At 59.6% G+C, this 15,204-nt stretch carries 13 protein-coding genes and 1 other annotated feature (1 of these 14 running past the window's edge); of the genes, 6 read left to right on the top strand and 7 right to left on the bottom strand.

Features of this window, described 5'->3' with window-relative positions; all coding sequences use genetic code 11:
• Positions 1-17 precede the first annotated feature (17 nt).
• From urtA to atzF, 4 genes are read right to left on the bottom strand one after another with little or no spacing between them, the layout of a single operon-like run.
• Entirely contained in the window at positions 18-1,286 is a 1,269-nt protein-coding gene (urtA, locus tag HFD92_RS14595) for an urea ABC transporter substrate-binding protein (RefSeq protein ID WP_046101286.1), read from the bottom strand.
• A gap of 27 nt (positions 1,287-1,313) precedes the next feature.
• The gene (locus tag HFD92_RS14590; RefSeq protein ID WP_154928474.1) at positions 1,314-2,015 is read right to left on the bottom strand and encodes a GntR family transcriptional regulator; all 702 of its coding nucleotides are present in this window, start codon (positions 2,013-2,015) and stop codon (positions 1,314-1,316) included.
• A 9-nt stretch (positions 2,016-2,024) separates the two neighbouring features.
• Positions 2,025-5,642, bottom strand: coding sequence for an urea carboxylase (uca, locus tag HFD92_RS14585; RefSeq protein WP_167429163.1), 3,618 nt, complete (start codon positions 5,640-5,642; stop codon positions 2,025-2,027).
• 2 nt (positions 5,643-5,644) lie between these two features.
• Positions 5,645-7,438, bottom strand: coding sequence for an allophanate hydrolase (atzF, locus tag HFD92_RS14580; RefSeq protein WP_167429162.1), 1,794 nt, complete (start codon positions 7,436-7,438; stop codon positions 5,645-5,647).
• A gap of 270 nt (positions 7,439-7,708) precedes the next feature.
• Here atzF and sltY point away from each other — a divergent pair, with 270 nt between their 5' ends.
• Both sltY and trpR read left to right on the top strand, forming a co-directional pair.
• Complete coding sequence (sltY, locus tag HFD92_RS14575; RefSeq protein ID WP_167429161.1) at positions 7,709-9,628, top strand: murein transglycosylase; 1,920 nt, start codon at positions 7,709-7,711, stop codon at positions 9,626-9,628.
• Positions 9,629-9,673: 45 nt separating this feature from the next.
• Positions 9,674-9,994: a trp operon repressor gene (gene trpR / locus HFD92_RS14570; RefSeq protein ID WP_058957753.1), complete on the top strand. Its 321-nt coding sequence runs from the start codon at positions 9,674-9,676 to the stop codon at positions 9,992-9,994.
• Here trpR and yjjX read toward each other — a convergent pair whose 3' ends face one another.
• Entirely contained in the window at positions 9,995-10,513 is a 519-nt protein-coding gene (gene yjjX / locus HFD92_RS14565; RefSeq protein WP_009092243.1) for an inosine/xanthosine triphosphatase, read from the bottom strand. It lies immediately after the preceding gene.
• A gap of 93 nt (positions 10,514-10,606) precedes the next feature.
• On the opposite strand from yjjX, the gene gpmB reads away from it, so the two are divergent.
• A complete protein-coding gene (gene gpmB / locus HFD92_RS14560) occupies positions 10,607-11,254 on the top strand; it encodes a 2,3-diphosphoglycerate-dependent phosphoglycerate mutase GpmB (protein ID WP_111209049.1) in 648 nt (215 codons plus the stop codon).
• 40 nt (positions 11,255-11,294) lie between these two features.
• Here gpmB and robA read toward each other — a convergent pair whose 3' ends face one another.
• On the bottom strand, positions 11,295-12,176 hold the full coding sequence (gene robA / locus HFD92_RS14555) for an MDR efflux pump AcrAB transcriptional activator RobA (protein ID WP_150028649.1): 882 nt from the start codon (positions 12,174-12,176) through the stop codon (positions 11,295-11,297).
• Between the two features lie 192 nt (positions 12,177-12,368).
• Between robA and creA the strand changes: the two genes are divergently transcribed.
• Positions 12,369-12,842, top strand: coding sequence for a protein CreA (gene creA / locus HFD92_RS14550; RefSeq protein ID WP_009092240.1), 474 nt, complete (start codon positions 12,369-12,371; stop codon positions 12,840-12,842).
• Positions 12,843-12,891: 49 nt separating this feature from the next.
• Here the strand turns inward: creA and arcA are convergent, their stop codons facing one another.
• Positions 12,892-13,608, bottom strand: a complete 717-nt coding sequence (gene arcA, locus HFD92_RS14545; protein ID WP_009092239.1) for a two-component system response regulator ArcA — start codon at positions 13,606-13,608, stop codon at positions 12,892-12,894.
• A gap of 609 nt (positions 13,609-14,217) precedes the next feature.
• Between arcA and HFD92_RS14540 the strand changes: the two genes are divergently transcribed.
• Both HFD92_RS14540 and thrL read left to right on the top strand, forming a co-directional pair.
• Positions 14,218-14,904 (top strand): tRNA/rRNA methyltransferase, encoded by a 687-nt coding sequence (locus HFD92_RS14540; protein WP_167429160.1) that lies wholly within the window; start codon positions 14,218-14,220, stop codon positions 14,902-14,904.
• A gap of 205 nt (positions 14,905-15,109) precedes the next feature.
• On the top strand, positions 15,110-15,178 hold the full coding sequence (gene thrL / locus HFD92_RS14535; RefSeq protein WP_111209051.1) for a thr operon leader peptide: 69 nt from the start codon (positions 15,110-15,112) through the stop codon (positions 15,176-15,178).
• Positions 15,117-15,204 (top strand) — a sequence feature (Thr leader region); it runs 31 nt beyond the window's last position. (Overlaps the previous gene by 62 nt.)

Raw genomic sequence — 15,204 nt, 5'->3', positions numbered from 1 at the left:
GCCTGTCTGCCTCGCGCTTACTGCGCGGTTTTTACCGGGTAATCGGGCTTTTTGTCGTTACCGGCAATGTACGGGCTCCACGGCTGTGCGCGCACCGGCTTGTCGGTCTGCCACACCACGCTGAACTGGCCGTTCTCTTCCACTTCGCCAATCATCACCGGCTTATGCAGATGGTGATTGGTTTTGTCCATAGTCAGGGTAAAGCCATCCGGTGCGTTAAAGGTCTGACCGGCCATCGCGGCCCGCACTTTGTCGACATCGGTGGTGCCCGCTTTTTCCACCGCCTGGGCCCACATATGGATGCCCACATAGGTCGCTTCCATCGGGTCGTTGGTGACCACGGTGGCGGCGTTCGGCAGATTGTGCGCTTTGGCGTAGGCGCGGTAGTCCGCGACAAACTTCGCGTTGGTCGGGTTGTCGATCGACTCGAAGTAGTTCCAGGCGGCTAACTGGCCGACCAGCGGTTTGGTATCAATGCCGCGCAGCTCCTCTTCACCCACCGAGAAGGCGACCACAGGAATGTCGGTGGCTTTGATCCCCTGGTTGGCCAGCTCTTTGTAGAACGGCACGTTGGAGTCGCCGTTGATGGTCGAGACGACCGCGGTTTTGCCGCCAGCCGCAAACTTTTTGATATTCGACACGATGGTCTGGTAGTCGCTGTAACCAAACGGCGTATAGACCTCTTCGATATCCTTGTCCGCCACGCCTTTGCTGTGCAGGAAGGCGCGCAGGATCTTGTTGGTGGTGCGTGGATAGACATAGTCGGTGCCCAGCAGGAAGAAGCGTTTAGCACTGCCGCCATCTTCGCTCATCAGATACTCCACCGCCGGGATTGCCTGCTGGTTTGGTGCCGCACCGGTGTAGAAGACGTTAGGCGACATCTCTTCGCCTTCATACTGCACCGGATAGAAGAGCAGGCCGTTCAGCTCTTCAAATACCGGCAGCACCGATTTACGTGACACTGAGGTCCAGCAGCCAAACACCACCGCCGCTTTGTCCTGCGTCAGCAGCTGCCGTGCCTTCTCGGCAAACAGCGGCCAGTTAGAGGCGGGGTCTACCACCACCGGCTCCAGCTTTTTCCCCAGCACGCCCCCTTTGGCATTGATCTCATCAATGGTCATCAGCGCCACATCTTTCAGCGGCGTTTCAGAAATCGCCATGGTGCCGGAGAGGGAATGCATGATCCCCACTTTGATGGTGTCAGCCGCCTGCGCACTCCAGGCAAATCCCATGCTGACAACGGTGGCGGAGAGCGCAAAAGCTTTGATCAACGAACGTCTTTTCATCATCTGAACCCCTGAGTGGTTGTTGTGTTATTCGATGGTCTGGAGCCGGGCCTGCTGCAGGCGATGCAACGTGATCTTCCTGACTTCCGCCTTGCTGACGGCGATATGGTCGGTCAGCATGCGTTGCGCGTCGGTGGTCTGTTGCTGAAAAATCGCCTGTAAAATCTCTGCATGTTCCTGATAGGTCGCGCAGATACGGTCGTCGCGGGTGAAGTCGAGCCGCCGGATAATGCGGATCTTCTCCGTGAGTTCGGCATGGATGCGGGCCATCTCCGGGTTGCCCGCCGCTGCCACCAGCGTCATGTGAAACGCCTCATCGTGCTGCGAAACCACCAGCCCCTCGGTGAGCGCCTCTGCCTCACACCAGAACTGGTTCAGCTCCGCTAACAGGGCTGTACACTGCGGGGCGGGCAGGGCGCAGAGGCGTTTTACCGCCTCGCACTCCAGCACGGTGCGCAGGTCATAGAGCGATTCAAACCAGGCGAAATCGAAGTTTCGGATCTGCCAGCCGCTGCGGAACCACACTTCCACAAAGCCTTCGCGCTCCAGCCGGAACAACGCCTGACGCACCGGTGTGCGGCTTACCGCCAGCCGTCCGGCGATTTCGCTTTCACTGAAGCGGTCCCCCGGCATCAGGCGAAAGGCGAAGATATCGGCCTTGAGCGCCTGATAGACCCGCTCTGCCAGCGCCTCCGGGCGCGCTTTTGGGGATTGAGGTTGCCTTGTCATTGCTGCTCCTTATTCCAGCCACAGCAGGTTATCGCCCGGGCTGACCGGGCGGCCCGCCTGGCAGGCGATACGCGTGACCCGACCGGCCTGCGGGGCGACAATCGCCAGCTCCATCTTCATCGCTTCCACGATGATCAGGGTCTGACCGGCGCTGACCGCGTCGCCCGGCTGCACCAGCACTTTCCAGATATTGCCGTTGAGGTCAGCCTGCACCGCCACGCCGTGCTCCTGCTCGTCGCTGACGCTGGCCAGCGCCTCCTCAGCCTGCGGCGCGCTCTGCTCTTCCTGCGCCCATAACTGCACCTCCTGTTCAAAAGCGGCGGCCTGGCGCTGGCGAAACGCCGCGATCTCAGCGGCGTGATCGGTGAGGAACTGCTGGTGGGCGGCAAAATCGAACTGCGTCTCTTCGATGCGCAGGCTGCCACGACCTTCGCGAAAATCTTCGCGCAGCCGGGTCAGCTCCTCTTCACTGACGGGATAAAAGCGCACCTGATCGAAGAAGCGCAGCAGCCACGGCGCGTCGGGCGCGAACTGCGGATTTTTCAGGAAGGTGTTCCAGATCGGCAGCGTCCGGCCCACCAGCTGATAGCCGCCAGGCGAGTCCATACCGTAGATACACATGTACATGCCGCCGATGCCGACGGTGCCTTCGGCGGTAAAGGTGCGCGCCGGACTGTATTTGGAACTCAGCAGACGATGGCGTGGATCGACCGGCACAGCGCAGGGCGCGCCAAGATAGACGTCACCCAGCCCCAGCACCAGATAGCTGGCGTCAAACAGGGTCGCGCGCACCTCCTCCCGGCTGCTTAAGCCATTAATACGCTGGATAAAGTCCACGTTGTTCGGCAGCCAGGGGGCGCTGGCGCGAACCGTCTCCTGATAGCGGCTGACGGCACCGAGCGTGGCACTGTCTTCAAAGGCCATCGGCATCCACACCACGCGGGAGGGCACCTTCAGCGTGCTGACATCGCCCAGCGTCGCCTCCAGCGCCAGCAGCAGCGTCATCAGGGCGGACTGATTGATGATGCGGCTGTCGTAGCGCACCTGCAGCGAGCGCACGCCCGGCGACAGCTCCTCGACGCCGGGTTCTGCCTGCGCCGTCAGCGCATTCATCAGCAGATGCACGCGCAGACGCAGCGCCAGATCCAGCACGTTGTCGCCATATTCAATCAGCACATATTTGTCGCCCGCCTGGCGATAGACCACTTTCGGGGTGGTGTCGGTGGCGTCGAGGGCGGCGAGGATCGTGGCGGAGCCGTGAGCGGTTTCAGCCAGCGACGGCACGGCAAAGGCCGGGGGATGTTCCGGGCGCAGCGTCTCAATCAGATGACGCTGCGCGTTTTCCCGCGCCAGCGCCTCCTCCGCGCTGATTGGATGGAAGCGGATGGTGTCGCCGGGTTTGACCTGGCCCACTTTCCACAACTCGGCTCTGGCGATGGTTACCGGACAGACAAAGCCGCCGAGGCTCGGGCCGTCGTGCGTCAGGATCACCGGGAAGTCGCCGGTGAAGTTGACCGCACCGATGGCATATTCACAGTCGTGAACGTTGGAGGGATGCAGGCCCGCCTCACCGCCGTTGGCGCGGGTCCAGGTCGGTTTCGGGCCGACCAGCCGCACGCCGAGGCGGTTAGAGTTGTAGTGCACCTGCCAGTCGCTGGCAAAGAACTCGTCGATGGCGGCCTGGGTGAAAAAGTCCGGTGCGCCGTGCGGACCGTAGAGCACACCGATGCGCCATTCAGTGCCGTAGTGCGGAATCAGCGACGCATCAAGCGGCTGCGGCGCGCCAGTCGGGGCCGGTGTGGTGCAGGCGGCGCGCGCAGGCTGTGAGACTGGCAGCATGTCGGCGACGCGCAGGGTGCGTCCGGCGTGACCGCCAAACTGGCCCAGCGAAAAGGTGCTGCGGCTGCCCAGATATTCCGGCACGTCAAAGCCGTTGCGCACCGCCAGATAGCTGCGGCAGCCCTGGCGGGCGCGTCCCATCGTCAGCGTCTGTCCCGCTTTTATTGTCAGCGGCTGCCAGTAACTGACCGCTTCGCCATCAAGCTGCGCGTCACACTCTGCGCCGGTCAGCGCCACAATCGCATCGCAGTGGAAGCGCAGGGTGGGGCCCTGCAGGGTGAACTCCAGCCCCGCCGCCGCCTCATGGTTTCCGACGATGCGGTTAGCCAGCCGGAACGCAAAGTCATCCATCGGGCCGGAAGGCGGCACCCCGATGTCCCAGTAGCCGAGGCGGCCGGGGTAGTCCTGGACCGAACTGAAGGTGCCGGGCTGCAGCACCTCCACCACGGTGGCGGCAGGCACCACGCTGTCGAGATAGCGCGTCCAGACGTTGCCGCTGCGAAACGCCTCGCTGGTGGTAATCTGGCGCAGATAGTCGAGGTTGGTGGCGATACCGTGCAGCTGGGTCGCATCCAGCGCGTGATGCAGTTTTTCCAGCGCCGCTTCACGGTTGTCGGCATGCACAATCAGCTTGGCGATCATCGGGTCATAAAAGCTGGAGACTTCACTGCCGGTTTCGACGCCGCTGTCGACACGCACGCCGTCAGGAAAGCTGACCGCGGTTAACAGGCCAGGGCTGGGCTGGAAGTTTTTCAGGGGATCTTCCGCATAAAGCCGCACTTCGATCGCCGCGCCCTGAGGCGGCTGCTGCAGGCGTGACCACTCCACCGGATCACCCGCCGCCACCTGCAGCATGCACGCCACCAGGTCGAGCCCGGTGACGCATTCGGTGACCGGATGTTCAACCTGCAGGCGGGTGTTCACTTCAAGGAAATAGAACGCCTGCTGGCTGACGTCGTAGATGTACTCCACGGTGCCTGCGCTGCGGTAGTTCACCTGTTCGCCCAGCCGCACCGCTGAGGCGAGCAGGGCATCGCGCGTCTCCTGCGAAAGGCCGGGCGCGGGTGTCTCTTCCACCACCTTCTGATTGCGGCGCTGCAGGGAGCAGTCGCGTTCACCCAGTGCGACGACGGTGCCGTTACCGTCACCAAAAATCTGCACCTCAATATGGCGGGCGCGATCGATGCAGCGCTCCAGAAACACGCCTGCATCACTGAAGAACTGCTCACCAAGGCGGCGCACGCTCTCCCAGGCGCTGGCGAGTGCGTCGGCGTCGGCGCAGCGCGTCAGGCCAATGCCACCCCCACCGGCGGTGCTTTTCAGCATCACCGGGTAGCCAATCTCATCGGCAGCCTGAATCGCCTCCTCCAGCGAGGCGAGCAGCGGGGTGCCTGGCGTCATCGGTACGCCTGCACTGGCCGCCAGCTCACGCGCGCGGTGCTTCAGGCCGAACTCGCCAATCTGCTGCGCGGTCGGGCCGACAAAGGCGATGCCCGCCGCCTCACAGGCTTCGGCAAAGGCCTGGCTTTCCGACAGAAAACCGTAGCCTGGCCAGATCGCCTGAGCGCCGCTCTGCTGCGCCGCCGCCAGGATTTTGTCGATGCGCAGGTAGGAGTCACTGGCTTTGTCGCCGCCGAGGGCGATCGCGCTGTCCGCCTGCTTAACGTGCTGCGCGTTGCGATCCGCGTCAGAGTAGACCGCGACACTTTTGACGCCCAAACGCTTGAGGGTGCGAATGGCGCGGCAGGCAATCTCGCCCCTGTTGGCAATCAGTACGGTGGTGAACATGATCAGTGACTCCCCTGTGAGGTCAGCCAGTTACGCCAGCCGCCCGATTCGGTGATTTCCAGTGCGCTGTTCAGCGCAGCGCCTTCGCAGATAAAGCCTTTGACGATCCGCCCATCCGCCAGCGTCAGGCTGCCGATACCCAGCGGGGCGGGGATCTCCGCCACAAATTCGCCGAAGCGTGCCAGCGGAATGTCCCACAGCTCCACCGTGATGGCGGCACCCTGTTCGTCCCGCATCAGGCCGGGCTTTTTAATCGCCCCGTCCAGCAGGGCGAACAGGCGGTAGTGAGGGGCGGTCTTTGTCTCTTCCACCCATACCGCCCTGCGCTCGGTGAGCTGGAAATTCAGCGGCATGCCGGTGAGGTGTGCCCCCACCACCGCCAGCCGGACATGATCGGGGGAGACGGGGAGAGCGACGGGCGGCGGGCAGGGCAGGCCAGTCGCCCCCAGCGGCAGCGCCAGCTGGCGCTGCCAGCGGATGCCAAATTCAGCCAGCGCCCGGTCGTGCCAGGCGGGCGCAATCAGCGTGATACCCGCCGGGAGATCGTCATTGCGGAACGGCGCAGGCAGCGCCAGCGCGGCGAGGTCAGCGAGGTTGGTAAAGTTGGTGTAGGTGCCAAACTGTGAGTTGTAGTGAATCGGCTCCTGCTTCATCTCTGCGAGGGTATGAATGGTGGGCGAGGTCGGCACCACCAGCGCGTCGAACTGCGCCAGGGTCTGCTGAATCTGGCGCGTCAGCCCGGCCCGCAGATACTCCGCTTTGTAGGCATCGACGGCGCTGTATTTCAGGCCGCTGGCGACGATCTCATGCACCACCGGGTCCATATCGGTGGGGCGATCGAGCATCCCGCCTACCGCCACGGTGCGCTCAGCAACCCAGGCACCGTAGTAGAGCTGCTCTGCCAGCTGCCGGAACGGGGTGAAGTCGATGGGGTGCAGCGTCGCGCCACTCGCCTGCAGGGCCTCCAGCGCCCGATCCCAGGCGGCTTCAGCGGCGGCATCATCGAAAAACTCCGGCGTGTCAGGAACGGCAAAGCGGGGGCGAACCGGCAGGCTGGCGGGGGCGGTGTGCGGATTCACGCGCGAATAGGCGTCCCCGGCATCGTAGCCCCCGATCACGCTGGCGACGCTCCAGGCATCTTCTGCCGTCAGGGCGAACACGGAAATCGTGTCATTGAGGCGGCAGGCGGGCACGACGCCGCGCGCAGAGAACCAGCCTTTGGTCGGCTTCAGGCCAACGATATTGTTGAAACCGGCCGGGACGCGGCCCGAACCGGCGGTATCGGTGCCCAGGGAAAAGGCGACCAGTCCGCGCGCCAGCACCGACGCCGAGCCGGAGCTGGAGCCGCCGCTGACATAATCGGGGTCAAAGGTGTTACTGACCGCGCCAAAAGGTGAGCGGGTGCCGACCAGACCGGTGGCAAACTGATCGAGGTTGGTTTTACCGATGACCACGGCCCCGGCCGCTTTGAGTCTGGCTACCGCTACCGCGTCCTCGCTGGCGGTATAGGTAAAGGCGGGGCAGGCGGCGCTGGTGGGCCAGCCCGCCACATCGATATTGTCCTTGACCGCGAACGGCACGCCGAACAGAGGCAGCGATGCGGGATCGCGCTGATAGTGAGCCAGCAGCGGTTCAATCTGAGCCGCCAGCTGATCCGGGGTCGCCAGCATGATCCAGGCATTATCCTGGGGATCCAGGGCGGCAAGGTGAGCGCTCAGCAGTGCGCTAATCTGATGTGGCGCCTGCTGGTAGCGTTGTTGCCAGGCGTGCAGTGTCAGGCCAGTGGTCGAAGTCATAAGAAGGATTCCAGCTGGTATACAAGATGGAATTCAACAGAGCAAAGGGTGTGCCACTTTTTTAAGCTGATGATTCAACGCCTTAAAACGAGAGGTGATAAGTTTTTCTGATGATTATTTGCACAATGACGGCGCGCAGGCTGAACGATGACGGTGCGTTTAACCGCCGCGTGCGTAAATATTGTGAAGAACATGGCAAGAGTCTGATGCCCTGGTTAGCATGAAGACTGCCTGGCAACTCGCCGGCGCCCAGCAACAGAGGAGATTTACGTGGTGAAGTGGCGTAACTGGATGATAGGGATCTGCCTGGTCGGAACGGCCAGCAGCGCATGGGCCGATTCGCTGGATCAACAACGGCAACGTTATCAACAAATTAAACAGGCGTGGGACAGCAATCAGATGGCCACCGTGGAGCAGCTGTTGCCCACGCTTCAGGATTATCCGCTCTATCCTTATCTGCAATATCGCCTGCTGGCACAGGATCTCGATCAGGAGACCGCCCTGGCCGTACAGAATTTTATTCGCCAGTATCCCACGCTGCCGCCTGCGCGCTCGCTCAGCACCCGCTTTATCAATGTGCTGGCTTACCGGCAGGACTGGCAGGGCGTGCTGAATTTCAGCCCGACCGAACCGAAACCGGTGCAGGCGCGCTGCAACTGGTACTACGCCAAATGGGCCACGGGTCAGCAGCAGGCCGCGTTTGATGGCGCGAAGCAGATCTGGCTGCGCGGCACTGCGCTGCCTGCCGACTGCGACAAGCTCTTTTCGGTCTGGCAGTCATCGGGTCAGCTTTCACCGATCACAATCCTGGAGCGTATCCGTCTGGCGATGAAGGCGGGTAACGACAGCCTGGTGAGCTATCTGGCGAAAACCCTGCCGGCAGATTATCAGACCATGTCTGACGCGGTGCAGGCGCTGCAGCAGAACCCGCTGACGGTCAGCACCTTCGGCAGCGCCGTCGGACCCACCGACTTTACCCGCCAGGCGACGATTTACGCCTTTACCCGCGTGGCGCGGCAGGATATGGAAAACGCCCGCAGCCTGATCCCGATTCTGGTCCGGGTGCAGAAAATGGGGCCGGAAGATGAGCAGGCGCTGAAAGAGATCGTGGTCTGGCGCATGATGGGCAGCGATCTGACCGCTGAACAGGCACGCTGGCGCGATGCGGTGGTAATGAACAGTGAGTCCACCGCGCTGGTGGAACGCCGGGTGCGGCTGGCACTGTCGCAGCACGATCGGCGCGGCCTGAACACCTGGATCGCCCGTCTGCCGGTGGAGGCCAAAGAGAAGGATGAGTGGCAGTACTGGCAGGCTGACCTGCTGTTTGAGAAAGATCGCAAAGAGGAAGCGGAAGAGATCCTGCGCAAACTGATGCAGGCGCGTGGCTTCTATCCGATGGTGGCCGCTCAGCGTCTGGGGGTGGATTATCCGCTGCAGATTGATGAAGCACCCAAGCCTGACAGTGCTACGGTGCAGGGCCCCGAGCTGGCGCGCGTCCGTGAACTGATGTACTGGGGGCTGGATAACCTGGCGCGCAGCGAGTGGAGCAATCTGATCGGCAGCCGCACACATACGCAGCAGCAGATGCTGGCGCGCTACGCCAATGAGCAGGACTGGTGGGATCTCAGCGTGCAGGCCACGATCACGGCCAAAATGTGGGACAGTCTGAAAGAGCGGTTCCCGCTGGCGTGGCAGAGCGTTTACGAGCGCAACACCCAGGTGAAGCAGATCCCGCCAAGCTATGCGATGGCGATTTCGCGTCAGGAGAGCGCCTGGAACCCGAAAGCGCGTTCCCCGGTCGGGGCGAGTGGTCTGATGCAGATCATGCCTGCCACCGCGGCGCACACCGTGAAGATGTATGACATCCCCGGCTACAGCAACAGCAGTCAGCTGCTCGATCCGGAAACCAATATTCAGATTGGTACCCAGTATCTGGAGTATGTCTACCAGCAGTTTGATCAGAACCGGATTTTCGCCTCAGCGGCTTACAATGCCGGTCCGGGCCGGGTGCGAAGCTGGCTGAAAACCAGTGCAGGTAATCTCGACGCCGTGGCGTTTATCGAGACCATTCCGTTCTCTGAAACGCGCGGTTACGTGAAGAACGTGCTGGCCTATGACGCCTACTATCGTCACTTCATGGGCAAGCCTGACAAAATCCTGTCAGATGGTGAGTGGAATCGCCGTTACTAGCTGTGCTAAGCTTCCGTACTCTTTAGCGAGTACGGAAGCCTCTTCATGACCCATTCTCATTCCCCCTCTGCCGAAACTCCTCCGGCCGACGATAGCTGGCAGCGCTTTGTCAGGCTGATGCAGCAGGCCTTTGCCGATGGTCACGCGCTGCCGCTGATGCAACTGATGATGACGGCGGATGAGCGGGAAGCGTTTGGTACACGACTGCGGATTATCGAAGAGTTGATGAAGGGGGAGATGAGCCAGCGCGAGCTGAAAAACGAACTTGGCGTGGGTATCGCCACCATCACCCGTGGCTCTAACAGTCTGAAAGAGGCGCCGCCGGAGCTGAAACGCTGGCTGCAGGCGCATCTGGACGGCGAGTAATTACGACTGATAGAGCGGATGAACAAACGGGCAGAGCGCCAGAATCAGGGCCTGATGATAGACGCTGGCGCGGCTGAGCAGGCCGTGCGTGAACGCCCCGATAGCCCCGCCCTGATGTTTGATATTTTCAATGCCGGTTAACCGCGCCATCTCTTCTCCCAGCTCCCGCCCTTCGCGCAGACCCGCCAGCACCGCCGGTGGCAGCGTAAAGCTGGCTGACCGCGATTCGCCACGCTGCTTCTGATTCTCTATCACGATACAGGCAAAGGCGCTGTCCTCTTCGATCCCCGCCTCAATCGCCACCCAGAATGTCGCTTCAGGCCGTACCTGACGGGCATTCATTACGCGCTGACGTGCGCCCGTTCGCGTTTCGAGGTGGCTCAGCGGCTGGGCGGCAACACCACTATCGACCCCGACCCCTTCAATATGGCAGGATCCTTCGCCGAAAACGTCGTTGAATGCCTGCGCAATCGCGTGAATCTTCGCTGGATTGGTGGTGGCTGCGACAACATGGTACATAATTAATTGAACCCTCAGATGGTTAAGCGCCTGGCCCATCAGGCTACAGACAGGCTCTAAGGCGATTCTGGTCGCAGTATAACGGAAACTACTATGTTACAGGTCTATCTTGTTCGTCACGGTGAAACGGTTTGGAATGCGGAACGTCGCATTCAGGGGCAGTCCGACAGTCCGCTGACGGAAAAAGGTGAACAGCAGGCGCATCAGGTGAGTGAACGCGTAAAACATCTGGGTATTACCCACGTTATCACCAGCGATCTGGGCCGTACGCGCCGCACCGCAGAGATTATCGCGGATGCCTGTGGTTGCACGGTGACGCTCGATCCGCGCCTGCGGGAGCTCAGTATGGGCGTGCTGGAGAAGCGTCCGCTGGATGGCTTAACCGCCGCAGAAGAGCAGTGGCGTGCCACACTGGTGAACGGCACCGAAGGCGGGCGCATCCCGGAAGGGGAGTCCATGTCCGAACTGGCAGCGCGCATGCACGCCGCGCTGAATGCCTGTCTCGACCTGCCGGCCGGGAGCCGTCCGCTGCTGGTCAGTCACGGTATGGCGCTGGGATCGCTGGTCAGCACCATTCTCGGACTGCCTGCCTGGGCGGAACGCCGGCTGCGTCTGCGAAACTGCTCGCTCTCGCGGGTCGATTATCAGCAGAGCGCCTGGCTGGCCGAAGGGTGGATTGTGGAGATGGCGGGCGATATCTCTCATCTGGATGCGCCCGCACTCGACGAGCTGCAGCGCTGAAGGTGTGCAGGCCGCCGTCGTGAGGACGGCAGCCTGAATATCAGCTGATCGGGGTCTGACGGCGAATCGGAATCAGATATTCGCAACGGATCTCTGTCGGCGGCTCGGCACGCTTTTTACCGCCGTGGGTATAGAAGCGTTCAATATCCTGCCCCTGACGGCGGGTCAGCCCCAGCGTCGGCATGCAGGTGCCGTAGAGCAGCAGGATGAACTCCTGCAGGTTGACGCGCGGGCCGGTGTAGGTGAACTGCACATAATCGCCCGCTTCCAGAATGACATTCTGACCGGAGTGCAGGCTGCCCGCGCTGTCAGCCGGCACCGCTGTGGTGTAGAGGATCTCCTGCTCGTCATCTTTTTCCTGGCTGGCGCGCACCTGATGCAGGCCATACAGCACCGGCGGCACAGTATCCGTTTCCAGCAGGAACTGCTTCCAGAAGTGAATCCGCATCTCGTCACGGTAGCTGGAAATCTGCTCCAGAATACAGGTGTAGTTCTGGGTCTGACCCACCAGCACCGTTTCCGGCAGGGTGACGAAGGTCGGTTCCGGCTGCGTCTCATTGTCCAGACGGATAGGGGGACGAATACCGAAGGAATTCCAGTCGGAAGCGCGACGATACCAGGCCGGCGTCTGCGCAAACTGCTTCTTGAAGGCGCGGGTAAAAGTCTGTTGTGAATCAAAACGATACTGCAGTGCGATGTCCAGAATCGGACGGCTGGTCAGGCGCAGCGCCACCGCCGCTTTAGACAGGCGACGCGCCCGGATATAGGCGCCGATCGCATGTCCGGTCACGTCTTTAAACATCCTTTGTAAGTGCCATTTAGAGTAACCGGCTTTCTGGGCAACGTTGTCCAGTGAAAGGGGTTGATCCAGATGGCTCTCCAGCCAGACAAGCAAATCGCGAATGATACCGGCTTGGTCCATAAAACATCCTCATACTCTGGTGGTGCAGCTAAATGCATCGAAGAATATTAGCACTCATTGCTCAAAAGACGTGGGCCGTTTTCCGGGGAAGATTGTGCTAAATCAGTGCGGGCATAACCCGTTTTGGTTTTGTCATTATATCGATTGACAGTACATTACATGTTCATCTATTCAATTTGCAATGGTAACCCCATGACAAGACCTCGTCTTATCCTCGCTGCGCTGACCGCACTGACCTTTTCCAGCCCGCTGCTCGCCGAACAGATCGGCTCTGTCGACACGGTGTTTAAGATATTCGGGCCTGACCACAAGATTGTCGTTGAAGCCTTCGACGATCCGGATGTTAAAAATGTAACCTGCTATATCAGCCGGGCGAAGACCGGTGGGATTAAAGGCGGGCTGGGGCTGGCTGAGGATACCTCCGATGCGGCGATTTCGTGCCAGCAGATTGGGCCAGTGGAGCTGAGTGAGAAAATCGCGCAGGGCAAAGCGGAGGGGGAGGTGGTCTTCCGCCAGCGTACCTCGCTGATCTTCAAAAAGCTGCAGGTGGTGCGCTTCTTCGATAAAAAGCGTAACGCCCTGGTCTATCTGACCTACTCCGATAAAGTCGTCGATGGTTCACCGAAGAATGCGATCAGCGCCGTGCCGATTATGCCGTGGCACTGAGCATAAAAAAAACGCCCGCAGGGGCGTTTTTTTTCAGGCTTACCGCAGCTTACTCATGCAGGTCGCCGCAGAAGCGGTAACCTTCGCCATGGATGGTGGCGATGATTTCAGGTGTGTCCGGCGTCGATTCGAAATGCTTACGAATACGACGGATGGTCACATCCACGGTGCGGTCGTGCGGCTTAAGGTCACGGCCGGTCATTTTTTTCAGCAGATCGGCACGGGTCTGAATCTTGCCCGGATTTTCGCAGAAGTGCAGCATGGCACGGAACTCACTGCGTGGCAGTTTATAGTGCTCGCCGTTCGGGTTGATCAGTGAGCGGCTGTTGATATCCAGCTCCCAGCCATTGAATTTGTAACTCTCAACCTGACGGCGCTCTTCGCCCGGCATGGCGAGATTCATGGTGCGCGACAGCAGATTACGGGCACGAATCGTCAGCTCACGCGGATTGAACGGTTTGGTGATGTAGTCGTCAGCGCCAATTTCCAGACCGAGAATTTTATCAACTTCGTTGTCACGGCCGGTCAGGAACATCAGGGCGACATTGGCCTGTTCGCGCAGTTCACGGGCCAGCAGCAGGCCGTTTTTACCCGGCAGGTTGATGTCCATGATCACCAGGTTAACGTCATTGTCGGTCAGCACCTGATGCATTTCTGCACCATCAGTCGCCTCATACACCACATAACCTTCTGCCTCGAAGATGCTCTTGAGGGTGTTACGCGTGACCAGTTCGTCTTCAACGATAAGAATGTGCGGGGTCTGCATGTTTAGCTACCTAAAATTTGCCAACAAATTGAAAACAGGGCGTACAGCGGTATGGCGTTCTCCATCATCGAGAGCAGCGGGCCGCGCTGAACCGTTGTACGAAATCATATTTTGATAAGCCATCTATCAACGTCAACAACAGTATTAGCTCAGCCAGTCAGGATGAAAATTGCATGCCCCAGGCGAGAATGATAATGGCGCATATCCTAACTGCATTAACAGCAACCTAACAGCACCAACTACAACCGATAAGCATAAAAACAACGCTTCGTTGACTTATATCAAATGCAATTGTAGCACGTTAACACTTTTGTGAAAAACTTCTCGTAGATTGCCCGTTTAGCTCACAAAAAGCATCATTTTCATTACATTTTTCACGCTTCGGTTCCAAAATGAAACCCACTGGTAATCACATTCTATCCTGTTGAACTTAAATGTATTAATAGTGGTTTCTTTAATAAAGGCCGCTTCGCCGGTAAAAAGATTCGGACCGCTTTTTTTAACCGGTTTTAACAATGTTAATCACCGCTTTTCTTATTCGCTTCCGCCCGCTGAATCCTGAACAGTCATGTTAATATGGCGTTATGTAAATGGACCAATGGAATAAATATGCTCTTCCCCCTGATTCTCGTCTCGCCCGCGCGGCCAGAAAATATCGGCGCTGCGGCGCGCGCCATGAAAACCATGGGCTTCAGCCAGCTGCGCATTGTGGACAGCGACGCCTGGCAGGACCCGGCCGCGCGCCGGGTCGCGCATGGCGCGGGTGAGATCCTCGATAACGTCCAGACGTTTGCAACGCTGGCTGACGCATTAGCTGACATCGACTTCTCCGTCGCCACCACTGCGCGTAGCCGGGCAAAGTTTCGCTACTACGCCACGCCAGAGCAGGTTGAAACACAGCTGCTGGAGAAGCGTCAGTGGGTAAAGAGTATGGCGCTGGTATTTGGTCGCGAAGACAGCGGGCTGACCAATGAGGAGCTGGAGCAGGTCGATCTGCTGACCGGTATCCCGATGGCGAATGACTATCCATCACTCAATCTCGGCCAGGCGGTGATGGTCTACTGCTATCAGCTGTCGAAGCTGAATCAGGTTGAGGCGCCGCTTACCGCCGCCGCAGACGGGCAGCAGTTGCAGGCGCTGCGGCAGCGTTTGCATCAGCTGCTGGCACAGCTGGAGGTGAGTGATGATGAGAAACTCTCTGACTGGATCGATCAGCGGTTGGGGCTGCTGGAACAGCGCGACACGGCGATGCTGCATCGTCTGCTGCACGATATTGAAAAAAAACTCGCAGATTAATCCTCGGCGAAAATCTGATTTTGCAGTAACAGATCGCAGAGAAGTTCAGCATCGCAAACGATCAAAGAGCGTTTTACGATTTCGCCGGTGGCTCTGCGCAGTCAGGGAAACGGGCCTGCCGGACAAATCGGGTTGACTTAATGTGCGCTTTGCTTTACTTCTGGATGCCAGACGGACAGATAAAGACAGACAGAAAAAAATCTCAATGCGTAAAATCAGCCTGAACACCACAATTATTACCATCACCATTACCACAGGTAACGGTGCGGGCTGACGCATACAGGAAAAACAGAAAAAAAG

The organism is Pantoea sp. EKM101V, assembly GCF_011800325.1.
GTDB classification, from domain to species: Bacteria; Pseudomonadota; Gammaproteobacteria; order Enterobacterales; family Enterobacteriaceae; genus Pantoea; species Pantoea anthophila.
The sequence above is the reverse complement of the archived record's forward strand: the minus strand, read 5'-3'. Positions and strand labels throughout refer to the sequence as shown.

Excerpts from the sequence above, each read along its gene's own strand:
- atzF (WP_167429162.1), bottom strand. The coding sequence starts at position 7,438 with ATGACTTCGACCACTGGCCTGACACTGCACGCCTGGCAACAACGCTAC.
- yjjX (WP_009092243.1), bottom strand. The coding sequence starts at position 10,513 with ATGTACCATGTTGTCGCAGCCACCACCAATCCAGCGAAGATTCACGCG.
- trpR (WP_058957753.1), top strand. The coding sequence starts at position 9,674 with ATGACCCATTCTCATTCCCCCTCTGCCGAAACTCCTCCGGCCGACGAT.
- HFD92_RS14540 (WP_167429160.1), top strand. The coding sequence starts at position 14,218 with ATGCTCTTCCCCCTGATTCTCGTCTCGCCCGCGCGGCCAGAAAATATC.
- creA (WP_009092240.1), top strand. The coding sequence starts at position 12,369 with ATGACAAGACCTCGTCTTATCCTCGCTGCGCTGACCGCACTGACCTTT.
- HFD92_RS14590 (WP_154928474.1), bottom strand. The coding sequence starts at position 2,015 with ATGACAAGGCAACCTCAATCCCCAAAAGCGCGCCCGGAGGCGCTGGCA.
- uca (WP_167429163.1), bottom strand. The coding sequence starts at position 5,642 with ATGTTCACCACCGTACTGATTGCCAACAGGGGCGAGATTGCCTGCCGC.
- arcA (WP_009092239.1), bottom strand. The coding sequence starts at position 13,608 with ATGCAGACCCCGCACATTCTTATCGTTGAAGACGAACTGGTCACGCGT.
- robA (WP_150028649.1), bottom strand. The coding sequence starts at position 12,176 with ATGGACCAAGCCGGTATCATTCGCGATTTGCTTGTCTGGCTGGAGAGC.
- urtA (WP_046101286.1), bottom strand. The coding sequence starts at position 1,286 with ATGAAAAGACGTTCGTTGATCAAAGCTTTTGCGCTCTCCGCCACCGTT.
- gpmB (WP_111209049.1), top strand. The coding sequence starts at position 10,607 with ATGTTACAGGTCTATCTTGTTCGTCACGGTGAAACGGTTTGGAATGCG.